Raw genomic sequence first — 22077 nt, forward strand, 5'->3', positions numbered from 1 at the left:
CTATTCCTTCTCTTCGCTCATTTTCCGGGTGACCTGGCCCCAGACGAGCATGGCAAATAGGCCGCGCCAACACTCCCCTTTCCATCACAACAGGAACTTCCCCATGGCTGTCCAGCGTACATTTTCCATCATCAAGCCTGACGCGACCAACCGCAACCTGACCGGCGCGCCGCACTACCAATCCCGCATCATTCAGCCAGCAGGCTGTCGAACTCCCGGCTGAGGTCGGCGTGGTGGCCGAGGAGGAGGTGGCCGCCGTGGTCCAGGGGCAGGAAGCGGCTTTGGGGGATGCGGGCGGCGAGGCTTGATCCGACGGCGAACGGGTTCAGCCGGTCGTCGCGCGCATGCACGATCAGGACTTGGGCGCGGATGGCTTCCAGATTGTAGGTGGCTGACGGATCGACGGCGGCGCCTTCATTATTGACCCCGGCGAGGCGGCGCGAGGCGGGAAGGAAGGTATCGATCAGGTCGCGAACGAACAGTGCCTCTTCGTCTGACAGTCCCTCGCGCAGGTCGGCACGGGCATCGAAGGCGGCCTCCAGCTGGTGGCGTGCGACCTTTGTGAGCGTCCAGTAGATCACGTCATTGCCGAGCAGCGCGGAATAGGCCCAGGTCGCGATCGGGCGATCCTCCACTTCGGGCGAAAAGGGCGTGAACGGGGCCGGCGACAGCAACATCATGCGGTCGGTCCGTTCGGGATACATGGCGGCAAACTGGAGGGACGGGGGCACGCCGCCCGACATGGCGAGGATGCTGACGCGGCCGACACCCAGCGTATCGAGGAGATCGGCGAAGGCCTCTGCCTGCGCCGCTGTCGAAGGCGTCTCGGGCAGGGCGCTGCCGAGATAGCCGAAGCGGGAAACGGAAATCCATCTGTACCCGTCGCCGCCAATCGCCTGCGCCAGGATGCGGCCCTGATCGACCCCGCCGCCCGCGCCATGGACGACGAGCACGGGCGGCCCTTTGCCCCAGCTGGCATATTCGATCTGGCCGTGCCGGGTTTCGGCCGTGGACCGCTCTGCCTCCAGCGCGGCGATCCTCTGCCGTGTCTCGGCCAGCGCCAGCAGGACGACCGCAAGCGTGGCCAGCAGCAGGAGTACGGCGGCGATGAGGAAGATGCGCAAGACTGTCATGGGCCGGGCCTCCCCTCATGCGCGATCATGGCTTCGGCACGTGCCGGATCGGGCCACTGAGTAGAACGCGGGAGGTGCGGATCTGCAAGGGGCTGATCCGGGTGTGCGTCCCGGTACCGGCCCTATTCCTTCTCTTCGCTCATTTCCTGGCTGACCTGGCCCCAGGCGAGCATGGCGAAGAGGCCGGTGCCGCCGAGGATGTTGCCGAGGAGGGCGGGCACGAGGTTGATGGTGACGAGCTTCAAGATGTTCTCCTCGCCGATCACCGCGAGCAGGAAAAGCTCGGCCGAGCCGACAACAACGTGGGCCATGTCGCCGAGCGCGATGATGTAGGTGAAGAAGACGATCACCCAGAACTCGCTGCCCTCGGCACTGGGCAGCATCCAGACGATGGCGGCGATCAGGAAACCGGCCGGAATGGCCTTCATGAACGTGTCAGAGGCGCTCCACGCGGCCACATGGTGGCTGAGTTCGACGGTGGTGGCGGTGACCTCGGGCGAGAGTATGCCGCCATAGGCGATGAGGAGGGCGGCGAGGAATGTGCCGATCATGTTTGCCGCAAAGACGGTGATCCAGAGCCGTGCCGTGCCGAGGAGCGTGCGCCGGCAGGGCTGGGCCAGTGAGGGGAGGACGGTCGTGATCGTGTTTTCGGTGAAGAGCTGCATGCGCGACAGCATCACGAGCAGGAAGCCAGACGTGTAGCCGAGATTCTCGACGATCGGCCGCCAGGGGGCATTGGGCAGGTGCGAGCGGAACATGGCCTCGACCATGAGGGACAGGGAAATGCCCGCGCCGGCGGCAATGCCGGACCACCAGATGGCCGATTGCGGACGGTTGAGTTCGGACTCGCCCTCCTGCCGGATGGTCTCGTAGACGACACGGGATTTCAGGCGTGTGAGTTTCTTGGCTTCGACCTGCTCCTCGGCGGAGATGTGGTCGTCAGTGCCGTCTTCCGGCGGGGCGGTTGGCTCGTTCATTATGGGGACAACTGTTGGGGCGCGATAAGGTTGCCGTCAATGATGCTGTCCTTTGGGCGCATCACTCTCCGAGCGCCTCGGCCCATTCCTTTGTGGCCGCGCATGTGTCCATCGCCCGGCGATAGCCGTCACGGTTGGTGGTGCGGGCGACATAGGCCTGCTCGGCCTCCGTGAGCGGCACACCGCCAGCGCGGCGGGCGAACTGAAGGGCATAGGTGATCGAGATGTCGGCGGCGGTGAAGGTATCGCCTGCCATATAGGGCGCATGGGCGAGACGGCGCGCGACGATGGTGCGGCGGCTCTCGAAGGTCTGCATGGCCTTGCGGGCGCCCCAGTTGTCCTTCTCGTCCTCGGGCGCGAGCATCTTGGCGACCACGACGAAGAACATGGAGGCGGCAAGGCCGGCTTCGCCGAGATGCAGGAACTGCTGGTAGGCGGGGAAGGCGGGATCGTGCGGATCAGGGGCGAGCGGCGTCGGCCCGTAACGCGCGAGCAGGTATTCCATGATGGCGATGGACTCGACCATTATCGCGTCACCGTCCTGAAGCGCGGGGATGAAGCCCGCCGGGTTGATGGCGAGGAATACGGGATCGTTCTCGACGCCCGCCAGCATGTCGACGGGGCGAAGCCGGTAGGGCAGCCCCATTTCCTCCAGCAGCCAGACGACCCGGAAGCCGCGGCCTTCGCCGTAAACAGTTATCATGCTACTCACTCCGGACACTTGCCTTGCAGAAATGCGTAATTTGCCAGCGACAAGTGCGCAACAGGCTTGGCGTCCTCGGACCGGCGCGCACTGAATCAAACATTGGTGAGCGCGGAAATGCCGTTACAAGGGGCCTCGGTTTCACTGCCGCAAGCAGAACAAGGAATACAAGAATGATCAAGACACTAGCAATATTGGCGAGCGCCGGCATGGCCCTGGTGGCCTGCCAGAGCGCCCCGGGCGATAGCGGCGATGCGTCTCCCATCAATACGGCGAACATGTCCGAAACGGTGAAGGTCATGGCCTCGGATGAATTCATGGGCCGTGGTCCCGGGACCGAAGGCGAAACAAAGACCGTTGCTTACCTGATCAAGCGGTTCACCGAACTTGGCCTTGAGCCGGGCGGGCGCGATGGCGCGTGGACTGTCCCAGTCACACTCAAGCACTCCATGATCACGGATGTACGTTCACTGAACGTAACGGCGGGTGGGGAGACGATCAATATAGAACAGGGTCTCGACATTGAAATCAGCTCCGCAAATGCGCGCGATGCCATTACCGTGACAGATGCGCCGGTCGTATTCGTCGGTTTCGGCGTCACGGCGCCGGAACGCGAATGGGATGATTTTGGCGACGTGGACCTGACCGGGAAGGTGGCGCTGTTCCTGGTCAATGATCCTGATTTCGGCGTGGAAGACGATAACCCGGTTGCGGGCGTGTTCGGCGGACGGCGGATGACCTATTACGGCCGCTGGACCTACAAATTCGCGGAAGCGGCGCGGCGCGGCGCAGTGGCAGCGCTGGTTGTGCATGAAACCAAGGCGGCCGGGTATGGCTGGAACGTGGCGTCGTCATCGCCTGGCGAGAATTATGCCGTCGCCGGCAAGGGTGCGAAGGCATCTGTGGACTTGCAGGGCTGGTTGCATGAGGACATGGCGAAACAATGGGTCGCCAAGGCAGGCTACGATCTCGACGCGCTGCGAATTGCGGCGCGGCAACGCGATTTCAAGGCATTCCCGCTGGGCGACCTCCGCTTCAATGCCGATCTGGAACTGAACGTTGAAACGGTCGAGAGCCAGAACGTGCTAGGCAAGATAACCGGTACGACGCGTCCGGATGAGACGATCATGCTGTCGGGACACTGGGATGCCTATGGCATTGGCGCGCCGGATGCGCAGGGACGGGTCGTCATGCCGGGCGCCAATGACGACGCGCTCGGGCTTGCGGGAATCATGGAAATCGCACGCAACCTGAAAGCCGAACCGGCGCCGGAGCGGACAGTCGTGTTTGCGGCATGGACGGGCGAGGAAAGCGGCTTGCTTGGTTCTGAAGCCTACGCGCAGGATCCGGTCTATCCGCTGGAGACAACGGTTGCCAATTTCACGCTCGACATCCTGCAGACGGCGGGGCCGGCGCATGATGTGATCCAGGTGGGCGAGGGCCAGAGCGACCTGGAGGAGATGATGGCGGCGACAGCCGCGACACAGGGCCGGACCGTCTCGCCCGAAGGCCTGCCGGAAAACGGTCTATTCTATCGCGCCGATCACTTCTCGTTGGCGCGTCGCGGCGTGCCCGTGCTGCTGATCATGGGGATTGCTGGCGGCTCTGACCTCGTGGATGGTGGCCGAGAAGCCGGGGATGCCTGGGTCAAAGGCTATACGGACAACCGCTATCACAATCAGAACGATGCCTGGGATGCCGATTGGGACCTGCGGGGCGCCGCGCAGGACGTGGAACTGTTCCTCGACATGACCCGCGAACTTGCCAATTCGACAGAATGGCCGGAACTGAAGACTACCTCGGAATTCAAGGGATTGCGCGAAGCGAGTGCGGACGCGCGAGACTAGGCTTCCCCACTATCCAGCGCCAGAAACCGGACGGGCGAAAGCCCTCCGGTTTTTTTGCATTTAAAGCGAGCGGGGGAAACGAGGCCGCTGGCATGGATGGTGTTTTGGGTAGACTGGTTGCGACCCGGCCTCCCCCGCTTGCTGCCGCCCGATGGGGCCGGGCAGCAGGGGAAGTATGGCATGGAGGCGAGTGGGGTTGGATTGCGAGTGGGGGATCTGTAGTGGGGGCTGAGTTTGGGCGGGGGAGACGTGGCCTTTCCCCCTCCGTCACATGCTGTCAGCCTGTGACGCCTCGCCGGCTGCGCAGGGGAGGATGAAAGTTCGCACGTGTGGGCGAAGGGGCTAGGTGCGCGCGGACACCAGCGCACAGGCCTTGGCCAGCGCTTCAGGATAGAGCTGATGCTCCACCGGCAACAGGCGGGCGGCGAGGCTGTCGGCTGTGTCGCCGGGGAGGATGGGGAGGCTGGCCTGCTGGATGATTTCGCCGTCATCGACGCCGGGGCTGACCCAGTGGACAGTGGCGCCTGCCTCAACGTCGCCCGCGTCGAGGGCGCGCTGGTGGGTGTCGAGGCCCTTGTACTTGGGCAGGAGCGAAGGGTGGATGTTGATCATCCGGCCCTGCCATTTTTCCACGAACCAGGGCGTCAGCACGCGCATGAAACCGGCAAGGGCGATGATTTCGGTGCCAGCCTCCGTGAGCGCTTCATCCATGGCGCGTTCGAAGGCTTCGCGGTCCTTGCCGAAGGGCTTGTGGTCGATGGCAAGGGCTGGGATGCCCGCACCCATTGCAGTTTCGAGGCCCTTTGCGTCCGGGCGGTTGGCGAGGACGAGGACGGGCTTTGCCGGATAGTCCGCCGCGGCGGCGGCCTTCAGCAGCGCCTCCATGTTCGAGCCGCGGCCGGAGATCAGGATCGCGAGGTTGAGGCGGGTCATTTCGCGGCGAGGTGCCCTAGGACGAAGGGGGTTTCGCCTGCTTTCGCGAGCTGGGTCGTGACGGCGTCCGTGTCTTTGGCGGCGACGGCGAAGATGAGGCCGATGCCCATGTTGAAGGTGCGGTGCATCTCGTCTTCGGTCACGTTGCCGGCTTTCTGCAGCCACTGGAAGACCGGCAGCGGGGTCCATGCGGACCGGTCTATGACCGGCTTGAGGTGTTCCGGGACCATTCGTGGGGTATTCTCGGTGATGCCGCCGCCCGTGATGTGGGCGAGGCCTTTGATGAGGCCGGAGCGGATCAGCGGCAGGGCGAGGTGCGAATAGAGACGCGTCGGGGTCAGCAGGGCCTCGCCAAGGGTCTCGTTGCTGAAGGGCGAGGGCGACGCATAGTTCAGGCCTTCGCGCTCGACGATGCGGCGGATGAGGGAATAGCCATTGGAATGGGGGCCGGAGGAGGCAATGCCGATCAGCACGTCGCCTTCGACCATGTCATCCATGCGGGGGAGAACCTTGTCGCGGTCAACGGCGCCGACAACGAACCCGGCGAGATCGTAATGGCCGGGGGGGTACATGCCGGGCATTTCGGCCGTTTCGCCGCCGACGAGGGCGCAGCCGGACTGGCGGCAGCCTTCGGCGATGCCGGAAATGACGGCTTCGGCGATACCGCCTTCGAGCTTTCCGGTGGCAAAATAGTCGAGAAAGAACAGCGGCTCTGCGCCCTGGGCAAGCACGTCATTGGCGCACATGGCGACGAGGTCGATGCCGACCGTATTGTGCTGGCCGACGTCGAAAGCGAGCATCAGCTTGGTGCCGACACCGTCCGTTCCGGAGACGAGGATGGGGTCGTCATATCCGGCTTTCTTCAAATCAAACAAGGCGCCGAAGCCGCCGAGGCCGCCCATGACGCCCGCGCGGGCTGTGGCCTTGGCCATGGGGCCGATGGCGCCGACAAGGCGTTCGCCTGCCTCAATATCGACACCAGCGTCACGGTAAGAAAGGGGAGTTTTGGGCGTTTCGGTCATGATGTCTCGCGCGTTAGCATGGGGAAATCGCCTTATCCAGTGCTGCTTGCGGTTCCAGCCGCCGCATCAGCTTGCTACAAGGAAGGCTGACAGGGAGGTCGTTGACCATGATTCGTTTGCTTCTCGCCTCGGTATTCCTCGCCTGTATGGCATCCCTGCCAGCCATGGCAGATACCCGTGATGTGTACACTGTCCGCAATATCGAAGTCGATGAACAGGCTGCGAGCGTGATCGAAGCGCGCAATACGGCCATGTCGGTGGCGCGCCAGAAAGCGGCGCGGCGCCTGCTCGACAAGATCACCCTGGCGTCTGACCGGGCCGCTGTCGGCGGCCTGCCAGTCGATTACGCGCTGGCCGAGCGCCTCGCGGCGGCTGTGGACGTGCAGGAAGAGACGGCGGGCGCCGGGCGCTATCGCGGCGTGCTTTCGGTCGTGCTGAACCCGCTGATGGTACGCGCGCATCTCGAGCAAAAAGGCGTGCCTTATGTCGACACGCAGGGGCCGCTGAGCCTGATGGTGCCGCTGGCCGCAAACTACCAGGCGCAGGAAGCCTGGCGGGCAGCGCTGGGCCCACGTAATTCCACTGCGCTGACACCCTATGTGACGGCAACGGACCCCGGCTATTCCAACTATTCCGACTGGTCGCAGGTTTCGACCGAAGCGGCGACCGTGAATGCGCGGCGCGGCGTGCTGGCTGAACTGGCCGGCAGCGAAGGCGCCTATCGCGTGACCCTGTCGACCGTGACGGCCGCCGGGACCGAACTGGTCGGCACGACGAATTCAGTGCCGACGCTGGCGGATGCCGCCGCCGCAGCCTCTGCCCTGATGGACGAGAACTGGAAGCAGCTGTCGATCATCCGGGGTGGCACGCGCACGACGACCAATGCGAGCGTACGCTATACGTCGCTCGCCGAGTGGAACACGCTGCGCGGCGCGCTGGCGCGTTCGCCGCTCGTCTCGGATTTCAAGATCACCGCGATTGCCCGCGATGGCGCGCTGGTGACCTTTGCCTATGCGGGCGACGAGCCACGGCTGCAGAATGACCTGCTGCAGCGCGGCGTGTCGCTGGCAACTGCGCCCGATGGCGAAGACGGCCTCGTGCTGCGTTCCGCCGTGTCTGCCACGGCGAGGCCGTGAGCCAGAGCGTTCTGACAGTCCCGGCATGCCCGATCAGTTAAGCTTTGGATTTCCCGCCACGGGCCTCGGTTTTGCCGATCTGGTGGTGACGCCTGTTAACGAGAGCGCCCTGCGCATCGTGCAGCGGCCGGAGAACTGGCCGACGCCTGTCCTCTGCCTTGTGGGCGCGCCCAAGTCGGGACTGACCACGATTGCGCAGGCCTGGGCTCAGCGGTTTGGCGGGGACGTGTTCGAGGCGAAGGCTTTTGCCAGCCTGAAGGCGCGGGACGTGGACGCGCGGGCGGCGGCTTTTACGGCGATCGACGGCGCAGACCGCGTGCCGGCGGGCGACAAGGTGTTGTCGCTGATCAACCTCATCTCGGGCGGCGCCGGGCGTATGCTGCTGACGGCCAATGTGCCGCCGCCGCAATGGCAGGCGCCGTCGGCGGACCTGAAATCGCGCCTGAATTCCATGCCGGTGACGGAAATCGACCCGCCGGACGAGGCGATGATGATGGGCCGTCTCAAGGCCGCCGCCGTGCGACATTTCCTCAAACTGGAGCCGGATGTCCTCAAATATCTGGTTCCGCGGCTTGATCTCTCCTATGAGGCCATTGAGACCTTTGCCGAGCGGCTGAGCGATGGCGTGACGGATCTGGGCCGGGCGCCCAGCGTTCCGCTGGTGAAGGAGGTGCTCGATGCAATGCAGGATCGGGCGCCGGACGGCTAAGTCGTGATACTGAACTGAAAGCTGACGGGGCAAACATGGCAGACGGAACGACGCGGACCAACAAGGCGATGAAGGCGTCGCCTGAGAGGTTCCTCAACCGGGAACTGTCCTGGCTGGAATTCAACCGGCGTGTGCTGGAAGAGACGGCCAACAAGGCGCACCCCCTGCTGGAGCGGCTGCGCTTCCTGTCGATCTCGGCCAGCAACCTCGATGAGTTCGAGATGGTGCGCTATGCGGGCCTGCGCGAGCAGGTGCGGGCTGGCATCGTCAAGCCGAGCCAGGACGGGCTGAAGCCCTCCGAGCAGGTCGAGCAGATCGAGAAGGCCTCCCTCCGCCTGATCGCGGACCAGCAGGAACAGTGGCGCATCCTGAAAGAGGAAATGGCGGCGGAAAATATCCATGTCCTTTCGGCCTCGGCGCTGACCAAGAAGGAACGCGCGGACCTCGAGACCTATTTCCGCAACAATATCTTTCCGGTGCTGACACCGCTGGCGGTGGACCCGGCGCACCCGTTCCCGTTCATTCCGAACCTTGGCTTTTCGATTGCCGTTGACCTTGCCTCCCGTTCCGGGGGCGAAGGGCATGTCGGCATCGTGCCGCTGCCGGCCTTTGTGCGCCGCTTCATCCGGCTGCCGAAGACGACCAAGGGCAATATGCGGTTCATCGCGCTGGAAGACGTGATCGGGCTGTTCCTGGAGGAATTGTTCCCGGGTTTCGTGGAGAAGGACCGGTGCCTGTTCCGCGTCGTGCGCGACAGCGATATCGAGATCGAGGAAGAAGCCGAAGACCTGATCCGCGAATTCGAGGTGATGCTGAAGCAGCGCCGCCGGGGCCGGATCGTGCGCCTCAGGATGCAGTCGAGCGCCCCGGACAAGCTGCGTGAATTCATTACCCACGAGATTGGCGCCGAACAGGCCGACACGGTTCTGTATGACGGTATCCTGGGCATGGCGCAGCTGTCGGAACTGATTGTCGACGACCGGCTGGACCTGCAATTCCCGCCCTATGAGCCGCGCTATCCCGAACGCATCCGCGAGATGGGCGGCGATTGCTTTGCCGCGATCCGGGCGAAGGACATTCTGGTCCACCACCCGTTCGAGAGCTTTGATGTGGTCGTCCAGTTCATCCGGCAGGCCGCAGCGGACCCGCACGTCGTGGCGATCAAGCAGACGCTGTATCGCACGACATCGAACTCGCCGGTTGTGGCGGCGCTGATCGAGGCGGCCGAGTCCGGCAAGAACGTGACGGCGCTGGTCGAGATCAAGGCGCGCTTTGACGAGGAGGCGAACCTGCGCCTTGCGCGCGACCTGGAGCGGGCCGGCGTGCAGGTGGTCTATGGCTTCATCGAGTACAAGACGCACGCCAAGGTGTCGCTGGTCGTGCGGCGCGAGGGGACGGAGCTTCGTTCGTATACGCATTTCGGAACGGGGAACTATCACCCGATCAATGCCCGTATCTATACGGACCTTTCGCTGTTCACGGCGGATGCGGCGCTGGGGAGGGATGCCAACCGGTTGTTCAACTTCGTGACGGCCTATCGCGAGCCGCCTGATGTGGGCCCGGCGCTGGAGAAGATTTCCATGTCGCCGCTGAACCTGAGGGCGAACCTGATCAGGATGATCGAGGCGGAGGCGGCAGCCTCGAAGAAGGGCCAGCCGTGCGGTATCTGGGCCAAGATGAATTCGCTGGTGGACGGGGAGGTGATCGACAAGCTGTATGAGGCGAGCCAGGCGGGCGTACCAATCACGCTGGTCGTGCGCGGCATCTGCTGCCTGCGTCCGGGCGTGCCGGGGCTTTCCGAGACGATTGCCGTGAAGAGCATTGTCGGGCGCTTCCTGGAGCATTCTCGGATTGTCTGCTTTGCCAATGGCGAGACGCTGCCGTCACCGAATGCCAAAGTGTTTATCTCGTCGGCGGACTGGATGCCGCGCAACCTGACGCGGCGCGTCGAGGCGCTGGTGCCGATCGAGAACCCGACCGTGCATCGCCAGGTGCTGAACCAGATCATGGTGGCAAACCTGAATGATGAGACGCAGAGCTGGATCATGCAGCCGGATGGCGACTATCGCCGTGTGAAGCCGGAAAACCGCGAAACAGCCTTCGCGGCGCACCAGTATTTCATGGACAATCCCAGCCTGTCAGGTCGTGGCAGCGCGCTGGAAGTCAGCCTGCCGCCGCGCCTGTCGCACAAGGGCGGCAAGTCGGCATGATGTTCCCGAAATCAGAACGCGCCGGCATTATCGATATCGGGTCGAACTCCGTTCGTCTCGTGATCTATGACGTGCTCGGATCGTCGATCCTGCAGACCTTCAACGAGAAGGTCATGGCGGGCCTCGGCGAAGGGCTGATCAAGCGCGGGACCTTGTCGCCGACGGGCCGCGAGGCGGCGCTGGGCGCGCTGAGCCGGTACCGAGCGATCCTGAAAGCGCTGAACCTGCGTAATTATACGGCCGTGGCGACGGCGGCCGTGCGCGAGGCCAGCGACGGGCCGGACTTCGTGAAGAAAGCCGGGCGCGTGCTGGGGCGTCCGGTTAGAGTGTTGTCGGGCGCGGACGAGGCGCGGCTGTCTGCCTTGGGCGTGGAGGCGAGTTTCCACCAGCCCAAGGGCGTGATGGGCGACCTTGGCGGATCGAGCCTCGAGTTCCAGCGCATCGGCTATGGCAAGGCGATGGGGGAAAGCCTGCTGCTTGGGCCGCTATCGCTGGCCGAGGACGTGATGGACCTGCGCGAGCTGCGCAAGAAGGTGAAGACAGAGCTGAAGAAGTCCAAGGCGCTGCCGGGGGCGCAGGGGCGTTTCTATGCAGTGGGCGGCGCCTGGCGCTCGTTCGCCCGGCTCAACATGGATATCGAGGATTATTCCCTGCACGTGCTGCAGGGCTACCAGATGAACGAGGGGCAGGTGGCGCGGGCGGCGAAGCTCTGCTTCGACAGCGTGACCAACCCGGCAGCCCGCAGCGTGATCGAGAAGGTGGACCGGCGCCGGGCGAAACACCTGCCGATCGCCGCGATGATCCTGGAAGAGGTGCTGGCGAGCAGTCAGCTGGAGGGCGTGACGATATCGTCCGGCGGCCTGCGCGAAGGCGTGCTGCGCGACCTGACGGGGGCGGCGGTGACCGATCCGCTGCTGGACGGTGTGATCGCTTTCGGGCGGCTTGACCATAACCAGATTGCGTTCGGGCAGGCCCTGCACGAATTTGTCAGCCCGGCCTTCGGACCGGAGGCGGACTTGTTCGGCTCACCGGCCGCCGATGCGCGGATCGAGAAGGCGGCCTGCATGATGGCCGACAGCGCCGGGCGCTTCCATCCGGACCACCGGTCGCTGCTGGCCTATGAACAGGCGCTCAGGGCGCCTTATGCGGGCGTGAGCCATGCCGAGCGGGCGATGATCGCCTACGCGATCGGCTGCCGGTACGAGAAGGATTTCAAGCGGCCGAGTGAATATCTCGGGCTGACCACGGACGAGCAGGCCGACCGGGCCAAGCAGCTGGGCAGCGCGATGCGGCTCGGCGCGGTGTTCTCGGGACGGTCCGGGCCGATCCTGCAGCGGGCCAGCCTCGCGCGGAAAGGCGGCGACCTGGAGCTGCATGTGCTGAAAGTGGACGCGCCGATGGTGTCGGACACGGTGCTGCGGCGGCTGTCGCAGACGGCTAACCAGCTGCGGCTGAAGCCGAAGGTCGTCGAGGTCTAGGCCTGCGAAAGCTGGCCTAGACGTCGAAGAGGCGGACCTGGCCACCCTGGAAGGAGACGGCGAGCTGGCCGTTGAGCAGGGCCTGGGCCTTTTTCCCGAACATGTCGAAGCGCCAGCCGGTCATGGCCGCGATGTCTTCCGACGTCTCGCCCCGGGCGATACGGTCGATGTCGGCCGCGTTGGCGATGAGGCGGGGCACGACATTGTGCTCGTCGCTGACATGCTTGAGCAGGACTTTCAGCAATTCCGGCGCGCCGGCGGGGATCTGCGCATTCTGCACGCGCGGCTCCAGCTCGGGGGCGAACTTGTCCGGATTGTCGATGGCCTCGATCACGGCTTCCATCAGACCCTGGCCATGCTTGGAGCGGATGAAGCCCGACGGCACAGCGCGCAGCTGGTTGTAGTCGTTCTCGTTGCGCGGCTTCTGGGCGGCGATTTCCTGGATCGCGTCATCCTTGAGGATGCGGCGGCGGGGCTTGTCGAGTTCCTGCGCGAGGCGTTCGCGCCAGGCGGCCACGGCCACGACGATGGCGGCATAGTCCTTCTTGGGCTTGCGCAGTTTGAGCCGCTGCCAGGCATTCATCGGGTCGGTGTCGTATTTGGCGGGATCTTCCAGATCGGCCATTTCCTCACGGACCCAGTTCATGCGGCCGGACTTTTCCAGCTCTTCGCGCATGATCAGGTAGATGTCGCGCAGGTGAGTGACGTCTCCCAGCGCGTAGATCAGCTGTTTCTGGCTGAGCGGGCGGCGCATCCAGTCAGTGAACTGGCTGGATTTGTCGATCTGGCGGCGCACGACGCGCTGGACCAGATTGTCATAGGAGATCGAGTCGCCATAGCCGAGGGCCATGGCGGCGACCTGAGTGTCGAAGATCGGGCCGGGCGGGTGGCCGATGAGGCGATTGAAGATTTCGATGTCCTGCCGGGCGGCGTGGAACACCTTTACCCGGTTATCCATGGCGATCAGGTCAAGGAAGGGACCGATGTCCAGATCCTCGGCCAGAGGGTCAATCAGGCCCTCGACTCCCGGTGCGGAGGCCTGCACGAGGCAGAGTTCCGGCCAGTAGGTCGTTTCCCGATGGAATTCGGTATCGACGCAGATGAAGTCCGATTCGGCCAGTTTGCCGCACAGGTCTTCGAGCGCCGACTGCTCAGTAATGGGAGTCAAGGTGTTGTCAGTCATCGCGGGCTTGCGTATCGCAGGCCCTTGACAAGTGAAAGGGCTTAAATGCCCTTGCGCCCCTGATTTCTAATGACTGCCTTACCGGAGAAACGATCCGATGCACGCCTATCGCACCCATACATGCGGTGAACTTCGCAAGTCCCACGTGGGCGAAACCGTCAAATTGTCCGGCTGGCTGCACCGCCGCCGCGAGCATGCCGGCGCCCTGTTCATCGATCTGCGCGACCATTATGGCCTGACGCAGGTGGTGGTGCACCCGGGGGCGCCTTTCTATGAAGACGCCAAGCGGGCCTCGGCCGAAAGCGTGCTGACGGTGACCGGCAAGGTGATTGCGCGTGAGGCAGAGGCGGTTAATCCCGAACTGCCCACCGGCGAAGTGGAACTGCCGGCCGATACGCTGATTATCGAGAGCGCCGCTGAAAAACTGCCGCTTCCTGTCTTTGCGGAGCCGGACTATCCGGAAGATATCCGCCTGAAGCACCGCTATCTCGACCTGCGCCGCGAGACGCTGCACAAGAACATGATCCTGCGCAGCCAGGTCATCGCAAGCCTGCGCCAGCGCATGATTGCGCAGGGCTTCACCGAATACCAGACGCCCATCCTGACGGCGTCCAGCCCGGAAGGCGCGCGCGACTTCCTCGTGCCGTCGCGACTGCATCCGGGCGAGTTCTACGCGCTGCCGCAGGCGCCGCAGCAGTTCAAACAATTGCTGATGGTGTCCGGCTTTGACCGCTACTTCCAGATTGCGCCTTGCTTCCGCGATGAGGATGCGCGCGCTGACCGCAGCCCGGGCGAATTCTACCAGCTCGATATCGAAATGAGCTTTGTCACGCAGGATGACGTGTTTGGCGCGATTGAGCCGGTCATGCGGGGCGTGTTCGAGGAATTCGCCGACTGGGAAGGCAAAGGCCGCTCGGTCCCGCCTGAACCGTTCGTGCACATTCCCTACGCCGAAGCCATGACGAAATACGGCTCTGACAAGCCGGACCTGCGCAACCCGCTGGAGCTGTCCGATGTGACCGAATTCTTTGCGGATGAGAGCAAGACCGGTTTCAGCATCTTCGCGAAGATCATCAAGGGCGGCGGCAAGGTTATCGCGATCCCGGCGCCGAAGGCTGCGGCTGAAAAGTCCCGCAAGTTCTTCGATGACATGGACAAGTGGGCCAAGAAAGAGATGCAGGCGCCCGGCCTTGGCTATGCACGCCTCAAAGAGGCCGACGGCGGCGGTGTGGACAGCCAGGACCCGGTACTCAAGGGCTTTGAGGCGGGCCATCTGGCGGCCCTGCTGGAGCATATGGGGCTTGGCGCCGGAGACGGCGTGTTCTTCTCCGCCGGTGCAAAGGGCGCGGCCTACAAGCTGGCGGGCGCTGCCCGCAACGAGCTTGGCAAGTCGCTTGAGCTGATCGAAGAGGGCGTGTTCCGCTTCTGCTGGATCGTCGACTTCCCGATGTTCGAATATGACGAAGACAACAAGAAGATCGATTTCAGCCACAACCCCTTCTCAATGCCCCAAGGCGGTATGGAGGCCCTGAACGCCGCCAAGACCGAGGAAGAAATCCTCGACATCAAGGCCTTCCAGTATGACATCGTCTGCAACGGGATCGAACTGTCATCGGGGGCCATCCGGAACCACCGTCCTGACGTGATGCTGAAGGCTTTCGAGATGGCCGGCTATGGTCCGGAAGTCGTCGAAGCTGAATTTGGCGGCATGCTGAACGCGTTCCGCTATGGCGCGCCACCGCATGGCGGCATCGCACCGGGCGTCGACCGGATCGTGATGCTGCTGGCGGATGCCGAGAATATCCGCGATGTCACGCTGTTCCCGATGAACGGCCAGGCGCGCGACCTGCTGATGGGGGCCCCGAGCCCTGTCGACGACAAGCAGCTGAAAGAGCTGAATATCCGCATGGCGCCTCAGGTTAAGTCCTGAAGCGATAGCGGCCTGAATTCTTCAATTGCCTGAGGTCCCGGCGAAGGCCGGGACTGCGGAGCGTTTGGATGCGTGCTTATTGAGCCGTGGCGCTCGCCATGATGACGTCGCCGCAGAGGGGCAGGAGCAGGCCCGGCGGCATCAGCGTGTCGATCGAGCTGCAGGCGCCGTCGAAATTCGCCAGATCGTGATGGCTCATGCCCGAAAGGTCGGCCCCGATGAAGCGCACGTCGCGGAACGAGGCGCCGGCCACGTCTGCGCCGGTCATGACAACGCCGGTCATGTTGGCGCCATTGAGGATGGTGGCTTTCATCACGGCCTTGTCGAACTTCACGCCGCTGAGATTGGCGCCGGAAAGGTCGGCTTCATCCAGCTGGGTTTCGCCAAGGTCGGCATCGGAGAAATTGGCGCCGACCATCAGCGCGCCCTGCATGTTGGCGCCGCGCAGGATGGACTTGCGGAACTCGGCGCCCGACGCCTGTACGCCCATCAGGCGGGCATTGGTGAGGATGGCATCGGAGAAACGGGCGGCTGTCAGCAAGGCTGTGCGCAGGTCAACGCCGGAGGCATTGGCGCCTTCGAAATTGGTGCTGGTGGCCTGGATGCCGCGCATGAAGGCGAATTCGAGATTGGCTTCCCGGTAATTGGCGCCGCTGAGCGTCCAGCCGGACATGTTGCGGCCAGCGAGGTTGCATCCCCCGCACGAGCCGACATAGCCGGGCTGCCACGCGACGGGTTTACCCTGCGCGACAGCCGGGAAGGCTGCGCCCAGGAGGGCGATCACGGCAGGCAAAATCAGGCGAAAAGGCATACCAGTCATGTATCCGGAATATCGCTTTGTGGTAGCGGTCCATACTGAACAAACTGTAACAACTGCAGATGTGTCACAAGTGTTGCCGGATTGTCGCGTAAGTGTTTCCGCTGCGTAAACCCCTGAATATTACCGGAAATACAAGCGATATTACCGGGAGAGGCGGCCTTCTTCACCACACGTGTCACAGGCTGTGTCGCCATCTTCCCCGACGGCGAAGAGGGTGAAGCTGCCGCATGCTTCGCAGCCCTGTTCGAGGTAGGGCGGGGGGGCGAGTTCCTCGGCTTCATCGTCGAGGTCCGATTCGGCCTGTTTCTCGGCCCGGCGTTTGTCGAGGATGACGATATTGTCCGGCAGCTGGCCGCGTGAGAAGCCGCGCGAGATGATCTGGGCGGCCTCTTCGGTGAAGGGGGCCGGCTCGCGCGTGGCATCGCCGGCGCCGCGCCCGAGGCCGTCATGCGTGACATCGGCTTCGGCGAGGTCGTCGCGGCCGAGATAGGAGACGGCGAGTTCGCGGAAGATATAATCGAGGATGGAGGTAGCGCGGGTGATGCGGTCATTGCCGGTGACCTGGCCGGCCGGCTCGAAGCGCGTGAACACGAAGGCGTCGACGAATTCTTCCAGAGGTACGCCGTATTGCAGGCCGATCGAGGTGGCGATGGCGAAATTGTTCATCAGGCTGCGAAAGGCGGCGCCTTCCTTGTGCATGTCGAGGAAGATCTCGCCGAGCTGGCCGTCATCGAATTCGCCTGTGTGCAGGTAGACCTTATGGCCGCCGACAGTGGCTTTCTGGATATAGCCCTTGCGGCGGTCCGGCAGACGCGTGCGGGCGGCGCTGCGGGCCTCTGTGAACTCTGGGGCGGCTTGTGGCGTGTCGGCCTCCTCGGCCAGTTCCTCGGCGAGGGAGAGGATATGTTCCATCCGGTCGCGGACATCGTCGCCGGGCGGCGAGCGGTGGCCCATGAGATGGGCCGAGAGGCCGTCCGCGGTGATGGCTTCGGCCATGTCGAGCCCGGCGCGGGCGCTGACCGGGACGGTGACACCGCCGCCGAGCACCTTGTTGCAGGCCGCGGCAAAGCGGATCTCGTCCTCGGCGGAGACATCCAGCACGAAGCCGCATTCCTGCAGGGCGCGCGAAGCAAGGGCTTCACCAGCGCCATCAATGGCGGCTTCGGCCCTGGCGATGTCAGCGCGGGAGAAGCCCATGGCCGAGAGGACGCCGCGTCCGTCCGCGTCGAAATTCTCAGGCGTGAGCTTCAGGTCGTGGGAGATGATCTCGTCGCCGAGCACCCAGCGGGAGAAGGCCGCGTTGAGCGGCAGGCCTTCGCCGAGGGCGCGGCTGACGCGGTCCAGCGCGGCTTCGGTGAAGCCACGGTCGCGCAGGCGGGCTGTGCCGAGGGAGGTTTCAAGATCCTGCGCGCCGGCATGGCTGATCTGTTCGAGCACGCCGGGCAGGGCTTCAGGCGCGCGGGCAGCGAGGCCAAGGCGGGCCGCGCGAGTGAGGCTCGGGGCGTCGTCGCCATAGGTGAGGACGGCGCGGACGGGCGCGGCCGCATCGCTCTCGCATTCCGGCAGGGCGACCATTGGGTCGACAATGGGCAGGATCAGGACCTGGCAGGGGCGCCTGGTGGACGCCTTGCGGGCCTGCAGGCCGAGCGGTTTGGCGTGCGCGGCACTGAAGGCTGCGCCCGTCGCAGCGGCGCGGACAAGGGCCGTGAGCGCAGCGCCAGCGGCAATGCCGTCATCAGAGCCATAGTCGAGGCCAAGGGCCATGACGGCGGCGCCCAGGCCTGTGAGGAGGATCACGCCCTCCTTCATCTGCGCGGCGGCGGCCTCGATGGCAGAGACGAGGAAGCCGTCCTCGAAACCGTCCGGGCTGACGGCCTGGGCCACGTCGACGACGCGGGCAGGCGTGGCGGCGGCGGGCAGGGCGGATTGCAGGAAGAAGACTTCGCCCCCTTCGCGCAGGGCGGCGAGGAGCGAAGGTTCCAGCGCAATATCGACCGGTTTGGCGGTGAAGACAGCGGGTGGCGGGGCAGGCGTATCGACGGCGGCGGCGCGCAGGGCGTCTGCCGTGCGCAGGATGCCGCCGGGCAGGCGAAGGGCCTCTTCCAGCAGGTCCTGAGGCAGGCCGGAGGCGAGCGCTTCGGCGAGTTCGGCATTGCGCGGGGCGGGGCCGAGGCGTTCGAGAATTTCGGCGAGGGCGAGTTGTGACACGCTCTGGAGGCTCGCGACGGAGGCGGCGGAGGCCAGATGATCGAGCGCGTGGGGCGTCATGTCCTTGGGCGCGAGTCCGGCAGCGCGGCAGACGCGACCGAAAGGCATTTCGGCGGAGATCAGGCCGTCTGATTCGGCCGCTGAGAGGATTTCGTCGAGGCTCTGGTCAGGCATAAGCGGCTCCTTCGCGAATCACTTCTTGCCAGCGTGACCCCTGGGCGGTCAGGCTTCAACGTCAAACTCGGCAAATACAGAGATCGGTGCGAAATTTGGGCGATTATTTCAGCCGCCGTGCCGTCATAACGACGTTGGGCGCTTGGGAATTGGCGAAAACAAGGTCGGGCAGGCCGTCCCCGTCCATGTCGCCTATTGCGACCCCATATGTGTCCTCAGCTTCGTCATCGAGCGTGAGCGCGGTGAACGTGCCCTTTCCGTCGTTGAAATAGACGCCATTCGAAGTTTCGCCAGCGCCCACGACGATATCGATATCGCCGTCGCCATCGAGGTCTGCTGCCGCGAGCGCCTGTGTCGCCTCGCTGGCAGAGCCAAGGCGTCCGCCAAGGGTGAAATTGCCTTTGCCGTCGCCGATGAAGAGGGGGCTTTCCGCGTCTATGGCTGAGAGCAGCAGGTCCACGCGGCCATCGCCTGTCAGGTCAGCGAGAATGGCCTGGCGATGGTCGCCGCGGCTGTTCGGCAAAGCGCGGGCCGTAAATTCAGCCGCGCCGTTGTTTAGCAGGATCAGGCTTTCATTGTCGTCACGACGGGCAAAGGCGAGGTCCACGTCGCCGTCTCCGTCAATATCGGCCGCCGCAAGACCGGTCGCGCCGTCCTCAGGGCCTGCGAGCGGCGTGGCGGCCTCGAATGTGCCGTCGCCCCGGCCCATCACCAACAGGTTTGTCCCGCCGCGACGTGCGATTGCAATATCGAGCGCCTGATCCTCGTTCAGATCCGTCAGGATGGCATTGCGCGCCGCTCCGCCCGTGCCCTGAATGAGCCCCGCGAACGAAAACCTTCCGGTGCCGTCATTCAGGAAAGCTTGCGCTGGTAGGACATCGCGAATCATCACGGCATCCACGTCCCCGTCGCCATCGATGTCGCCCGCCAAGACGATGTACGAGGGCCCCATCGTGTCGCCTATTGGCCGGGCTTCGAGCAGCCGTCCATTGCCGGCGTTCAGGTAGACATAATCCTGCTGTGCCCAGTGGCGTCCATTGGCCAGCAGCACATCGAGATCGCCATCATTGTCCACGTCAGCCAGTGCGATATTCGCGCTGAAACCGTCCGGACTATCGAACATGAAAAATGGCGAATTGCGATAGGCAAGTTCCGGGGCATCTGCAGTCGGATCTGCGGATGCAGGTGCGGTCGTACACCCGACTGACAGGAGCACTGCGAACAGTCCAGCGGCCTTGAATGATCCGTACATTGGTGGCCCTTTCAAAGTCTTGGCAGTATCCGGACGCTATCCGACATCGGCCCCGTCGTCACCCACAGCACGCCTCAATGCGATGCAATCCGGCCATGCGGCGCATTGCCTGCCGCGGCGGTCTGGATTAACAGGCCGACTGGCGCCATATTGCCGCCATCAAGTCACGTCAGGACAGGCCTACGATGCTGAAGCACATTTTCACCTGGTGGAACGGGAATACCGTCGGCGCCAATTTCGACATCAAGCGGCGCAGCGGCTATGTCGGCACCGATGAGTATGGCAACAAGTATTTCGAGGAGCGCAAGACGTCGCTCGAAGGCCGCCATCGCCGTTACGTGATGTATGAGGGCCTCGCCGAGCCGTCCAAAGTACCGGCCGACTGGCATGGCTGGCTGCACCACACCGTGGACCAGCCGCCAACCCATATGCCGCTTGAGCGGCGCGACTGGGAAACCGATCACACACCGAACATGACCGGCACACCCTATGCCGTGAAGCCGAAAGGCAGCGTAGGCGCCAGCGGCGTGCGGCAGAAATCTGACGGCGACTATGAGGCCTGGACCCCAGATGCGTGAATCGATCTTTGAAACACTCGTCGGCGCAGTCGTTGTCGCGGTTGCGGCCGTCTTCCTCTGGTTCGCGCTGGCCGTCGGCGGCGATGCCGAAGCCAGCGGTGACCAATACACGGTGATCGCGCGCTTCAACAATGTGTCCGGCATTTCGCGTGGCTCCGATGTGCGCATCGCGGGCGTGAAGGCCGGCGTTGTGAAATCCATCGAGGGAGACCCTGAGCGTTTTGAAGCCGTGCTGACCCTGGCGCTCGACAAGAAATGGGAGCTGCCGGACGATACGGACGCGCGCATCTCGACCGATGGCCTCCTTGGCGGCAGCTATATCGGCCTTGAGCCCGGTGGCGGCTTTGATGTCATCCCGCAGGACGGCACCGGTGAAATCCAGTATACGCGCGGCAGCGTTGACCTGCTGACCCTGTTCGCTTCGTTTGCGGGCGGTGGTGGTGGCGGCGACACGGCCGATGCAGCTGAAGCGCCTGCCGAGCCTGCAGAAGCGGCCCCTGAGCCCGCACCAGAGCCAAAGGCGGCGCCGAAGAAGCAGCCTGCAGCCGAGAAAAAGCCTGAGCCTGCCAAGACACCCGCCGCCGACAGCGAGCCGGCTGCGGCGGACCCTTACCCCGCTCCGGCGGATGATCCCTATCCTGCGCCTTCTGGAGATGACGGCCAATGATCCGATTCCTTGCCGCAACGGCTCTTGGCCTTGGCCTCATCGGGGCAGCCCATGCTGCAACCTATGTGCAGAAGGACAGGGCGACCTTGCGGGCGCTGGACAAGATTACCGGCCGGTCAACGGATATCGAAGTGAAGGTGGGCGAGCCGGTCGTGTTCGGTTCGCTGAAGGTCGAGCTGAAAGCCTGCTATCAGACACCGCCTGAAGAAGCGCCGGAAAGCGCTGCCTTCCTGCAGATCCACTCGACCCAACCTGTGGCTGTGGAAACCATGGAAGCAGCGGTCGACGCGAGCGAAGTTGCGACGACCAGCGATGACAATCCGGAACTGTTTTCGGGCTGGATGTATGCGTCATCGCCGGGCCTCAGCGCGCTGGAGCACCCGGTCTATGACGTCTGGGTGATCCGCTGCACGGCGACGGACCCGGTGAAGCTGCCAGAGCGCAACACGGCGTCATCTGACGAGCCGATGATCGACGACGAACCGCCATCGCTCGATACAGAGCCGACGCCGGAATAGAAGTTCGCCTCAACGAGCAGGGCGGCGCGCAGGCGGGCCTTGAACTCGGCCCGGGGGATTTCGATCAGGCCGAACTGTTCCAGATGCGGATTGTGGAATTGTGCATCCAGCAGCGTATAGCCGCCAGCGATCAGACGCGCCGCCAGATGGACCAGTGCGATCTTTGACGCATCGGTCGCGCGCGAAAACATGCTCTCGCCGAAGAAAGCCCCGCCCACCGACACGCCATAGAGGCCACCGACGAGCTTGTCGCCGTCCCAGCATTCGATGGAATGGGCGTGGCCCTCACGGTGCAGGGCGCTGTAAAGATTGAGGATTGCGGAGTTGATCCAGGTGCTTTCGCGCCCGTCGGTCTCCTCCCCGCAGAATTCCATCACGCGCGTGAAGGCGGTGTCTGCGGTGACGCGGAACGGATCCTTGATGACGGTCCGCTTCAGGCGCCGGGGGATATGGAAGGCATCCAGAGGCAGGATGCCGCGCATGTCTGGATCGACCAGGAACAAGTTCGGATCGTCGCGCGAGTCCGCCATTGGGAAGACACCCCGGCGATAGCAGGCGAGCAGGTCCTGTGTTCCAAAGCGCGACGACATGGCCGGAAT

18 protein-coding genes and 2 pseudogenes are annotated in these 22077 nt (G+C 64.0%); 10 read left to right on the forward strand and 10 right to left on the reverse strand.

Annotated elements, in window-relative coordinates; translation table 11 throughout:
• Positions 1 to 103: 103 nt before the first annotated feature.
• Positions 104 to 211, forward strand: a pseudogene (gene ndk / locus HY30_RS20620) (nucleoside-diphosphate kinase); the annotation flags it as partial.
• Here the strand turns inward: ndk and HY30_RS09540 are convergent.
• The 3 genes from HY30_RS09540 to HY30_RS09550 all read right to left on the reverse strand — a co-directional run bounded on the left by HY30_RS09540 (position 189) and on the right by HY30_RS09550 (position 2813).
• On the reverse strand, positions 189 to 1133 hold the full coding sequence (locus HY30_RS09540) for an alpha/beta fold hydrolase (RefSeq protein WP_034739586.1): 945 nt from the start codon (positions 1131 to 1133) through the stop codon (positions 189 to 191). The pseudogene ndk and the gene HY30_RS09540 sit on opposite strands and share 23 nt — an antisense overlap.
• 122 nt (positions 1134 to 1255) lie before the next feature.
• On the reverse strand, positions 1256 to 2110 hold the full coding sequence (locus HY30_RS09545; protein ID WP_034739590.1) for a formate/nitrite transporter family protein: 855 nt from the start codon (positions 2108 to 2110) through the stop codon (positions 1256 to 1258).
• 61 nt (positions 2111 to 2171) lie between these two features.
• Positions 2172 to 2813, reverse strand: coding sequence for a glutathione S-transferase family protein (locus tag HY30_RS09550; RefSeq protein ID WP_034739592.1), 642 nt, complete (start codon positions 2811 to 2813; stop codon positions 2172 to 2174).
• A gap of 173 nt (positions 2814 to 2986) precedes the next feature.
• Between HY30_RS09550 and HY30_RS09555 the strand changes: the two genes are divergently transcribed.
• Positions 2987 to 4660 carry a M20/M25/M40 family metallo-hydrolase gene (locus HY30_RS09555; RefSeq protein WP_034739593.1) on the forward strand — a complete coding sequence of 558 codons (1674 nt, stop codon included), beginning with the start codon at positions 2987 to 2989 and terminating at the stop codon, positions 4658 to 4660.
• A gap of 342 nt (positions 4661 to 5002) precedes the next feature.
• Here the strand turns inward: HY30_RS09555 and purN are convergent, their stop codons facing one another.
• Together purN and purM are read right to left on the reverse strand one after the other, a co-directional pair.
• Positions 5003 to 5593 carry a phosphoribosylglycinamide formyltransferase gene (gene purN / locus HY30_RS09560; protein WP_034739595.1) on the reverse strand — a complete coding sequence of 197 codons (591 nt, stop codon included), beginning with the start codon at positions 5591 to 5593 and terminating at the stop codon, positions 5003 to 5005.
• Positions 5590 to 6615, reverse strand: coding sequence for a phosphoribosylformylglycinamidine cyclo-ligase (gene purM / locus HY30_RS09565; protein WP_034739597.1), 1026 nt, complete (start codon positions 6613 to 6615; stop codon positions 5590 to 5592). Before purM ends, purN begins: the two co-directional genes overlap by 4 nt.
• Positions 6616 to 6722: 107 nt before the next feature.
• Here purM and HY30_RS09570 point away from each other — a divergent pair, with 107 nt between their 5' ends.
• The 4 genes from HY30_RS09570 to HY30_RS09585 are packed head-to-tail and all read left to right on the forward strand — an operon-like array spanning position 6723 to position 12148.
• Complete coding sequence (locus tag HY30_RS09570; RefSeq protein ID WP_034739599.1) at positions 6723 to 7751, forward strand: hypothetical protein; 1029 nt, start codon at positions 6723 to 6725, stop codon at positions 7749 to 7751.
• Positions 7752 to 7776: 25 nt separating this feature from the next.
• Positions 7777 to 8460, forward strand: coding sequence for a P-loop NTPase family protein (locus HY30_RS09575; RefSeq protein WP_034739601.1), 684 nt, complete (start codon positions 7777 to 7779; stop codon positions 8458 to 8460).
• A gap of 35 nt (positions 8461 to 8495) precedes the next feature.
• Positions 8496 to 10670 (forward strand): RNA degradosome polyphosphate kinase, encoded by a 2175-nt coding sequence (locus HY30_RS09580; protein WP_034739603.1) that lies wholly within the window; start codon positions 8496 to 8498, stop codon positions 10668 to 10670.
• Positions 10667 to 12148, forward strand: a complete 1482-nt coding sequence (locus tag HY30_RS09585) for a Ppx/GppA family phosphatase (protein ID WP_034739604.1) — start codon at positions 10667 to 10669, stop codon at positions 12146 to 12148. Before HY30_RS09580 ends, HY30_RS09585 begins: the two co-directional genes overlap by 4 nt.
• Before the next feature lie 16 nt (positions 12149 to 12164).
• Here HY30_RS09585 and rnd read toward each other — a convergent pair whose 3' ends face one another.
• Positions 12165 to 13331, reverse strand: coding sequence for a ribonuclease D (gene rnd / locus HY30_RS09590; RefSeq protein ID WP_034739606.1), 1167 nt, complete (start codon positions 13329 to 13331; stop codon positions 12165 to 12167).
• Positions 13332 to 13428: 97 nt separating this feature from the next.
• Here rnd and aspS point away from each other — a divergent pair, with 97 nt between their 5' ends.
• The gene (aspS, locus tag HY30_RS09595) at positions 13429 to 15261 is read left to right on the forward strand and encodes an aspartate--tRNA ligase (RefSeq protein ID WP_034739609.1); all 1833 of its coding nucleotides are present in this window, start codon (positions 13429 to 13431) and stop codon (positions 15259 to 15261) included.
• A 76-nt stretch (positions 15262 to 15337) separates the two neighbouring features.
• Here aspS and HY30_RS19250 read toward each other — a convergent pair whose 3' ends face one another.
• From HY30_RS19250 to HY30_RS09610, 3 genes are all read right to left on the reverse strand, one after another.
• On the reverse strand, positions 15338 to 16072 hold the full coding sequence (locus HY30_RS19250; RefSeq protein ID WP_051615260.1) for a pentapeptide repeat-containing protein: 735 nt from the start codon (positions 16070 to 16072) through the stop codon (positions 15338 to 15340).
• 150 nt (positions 16073 to 16222) lie between these two features.
• A complete protein-coding gene (locus HY30_RS19255; RefSeq protein ID WP_051615262.1) occupies positions 16223 to 18463 on the reverse strand; it encodes a TSCPD domain-containing protein in 2241 nt (746 codons plus the stop codon).
• A 103-nt stretch (positions 18464 to 18566) separates the two neighbouring features.
• A complete protein-coding gene (locus HY30_RS09610; protein WP_034739611.1) occupies positions 18567 to 19715 on the reverse strand; it encodes an FG-GAP repeat domain-containing protein in 1149 nt (382 codons plus the stop codon).
• Between the two features lie 185 nt (positions 19716 to 19900).
• Here HY30_RS09610 and HY30_RS09615 point away from each other — a divergent pair, with 185 nt between their 5' ends.
• From HY30_RS09615 to HY30_RS20485, 3 genes and pseudogenes are all read left to right on the forward strand, one after another.
• Complete coding sequence (locus HY30_RS09615; RefSeq protein WP_034739614.1) at positions 19901 to 20293, forward strand: NADH:ubiquinone oxidoreductase subunit NDUFA12; 393 nt, start codon at positions 19901 to 19903, stop codon at positions 20291 to 20293.
• Positions 20286 to 20960 (forward strand): outer membrane lipid asymmetry maintenance protein MlaD, encoded by a 675-nt coding sequence (mlaD, locus tag HY30_RS19260; RefSeq protein ID WP_051615264.1) that lies wholly within the window; start codon positions 20286 to 20288, stop codon positions 20958 to 20960. The genes HY30_RS09615 and mlaD overlap by 8 nt, the downstream gene beginning before the upstream one ends.
• A pseudogene (locus HY30_RS20485) lies at positions 20957 to 21310 on the forward strand (DUF2155 domain-containing protein); the annotation flags it as partial. The gene mlaD and the pseudogene HY30_RS20485, both read left to right, overlap by 4 nt.
• A gap of 35 nt (positions 21311 to 21345) precedes the next feature.
• Here HY30_RS20485 and aat read toward each other — a convergent pair.
• On the reverse strand, positions 21346 to 22068 hold the full coding sequence (aat, locus tag HY30_RS09635; protein ID WP_034739616.1) for a leucyl/phenylalanyl-tRNA--protein transferase: 723 nt from the start codon (positions 22066 to 22068) through the stop codon (positions 21346 to 21348).
• Positions 22069 to 22077 lie beyond the last annotated feature (9 nt).

The sequence above is a fragment of the Hyphomonas chukchiensis genome (assembly GCF_000682695.1).
Lineage (GTDB): Bacteria > Pseudomonadota > Alphaproteobacteria > Caulobacterales > Hyphomonadaceae > Hyphomonas > Hyphomonas chukchiensis.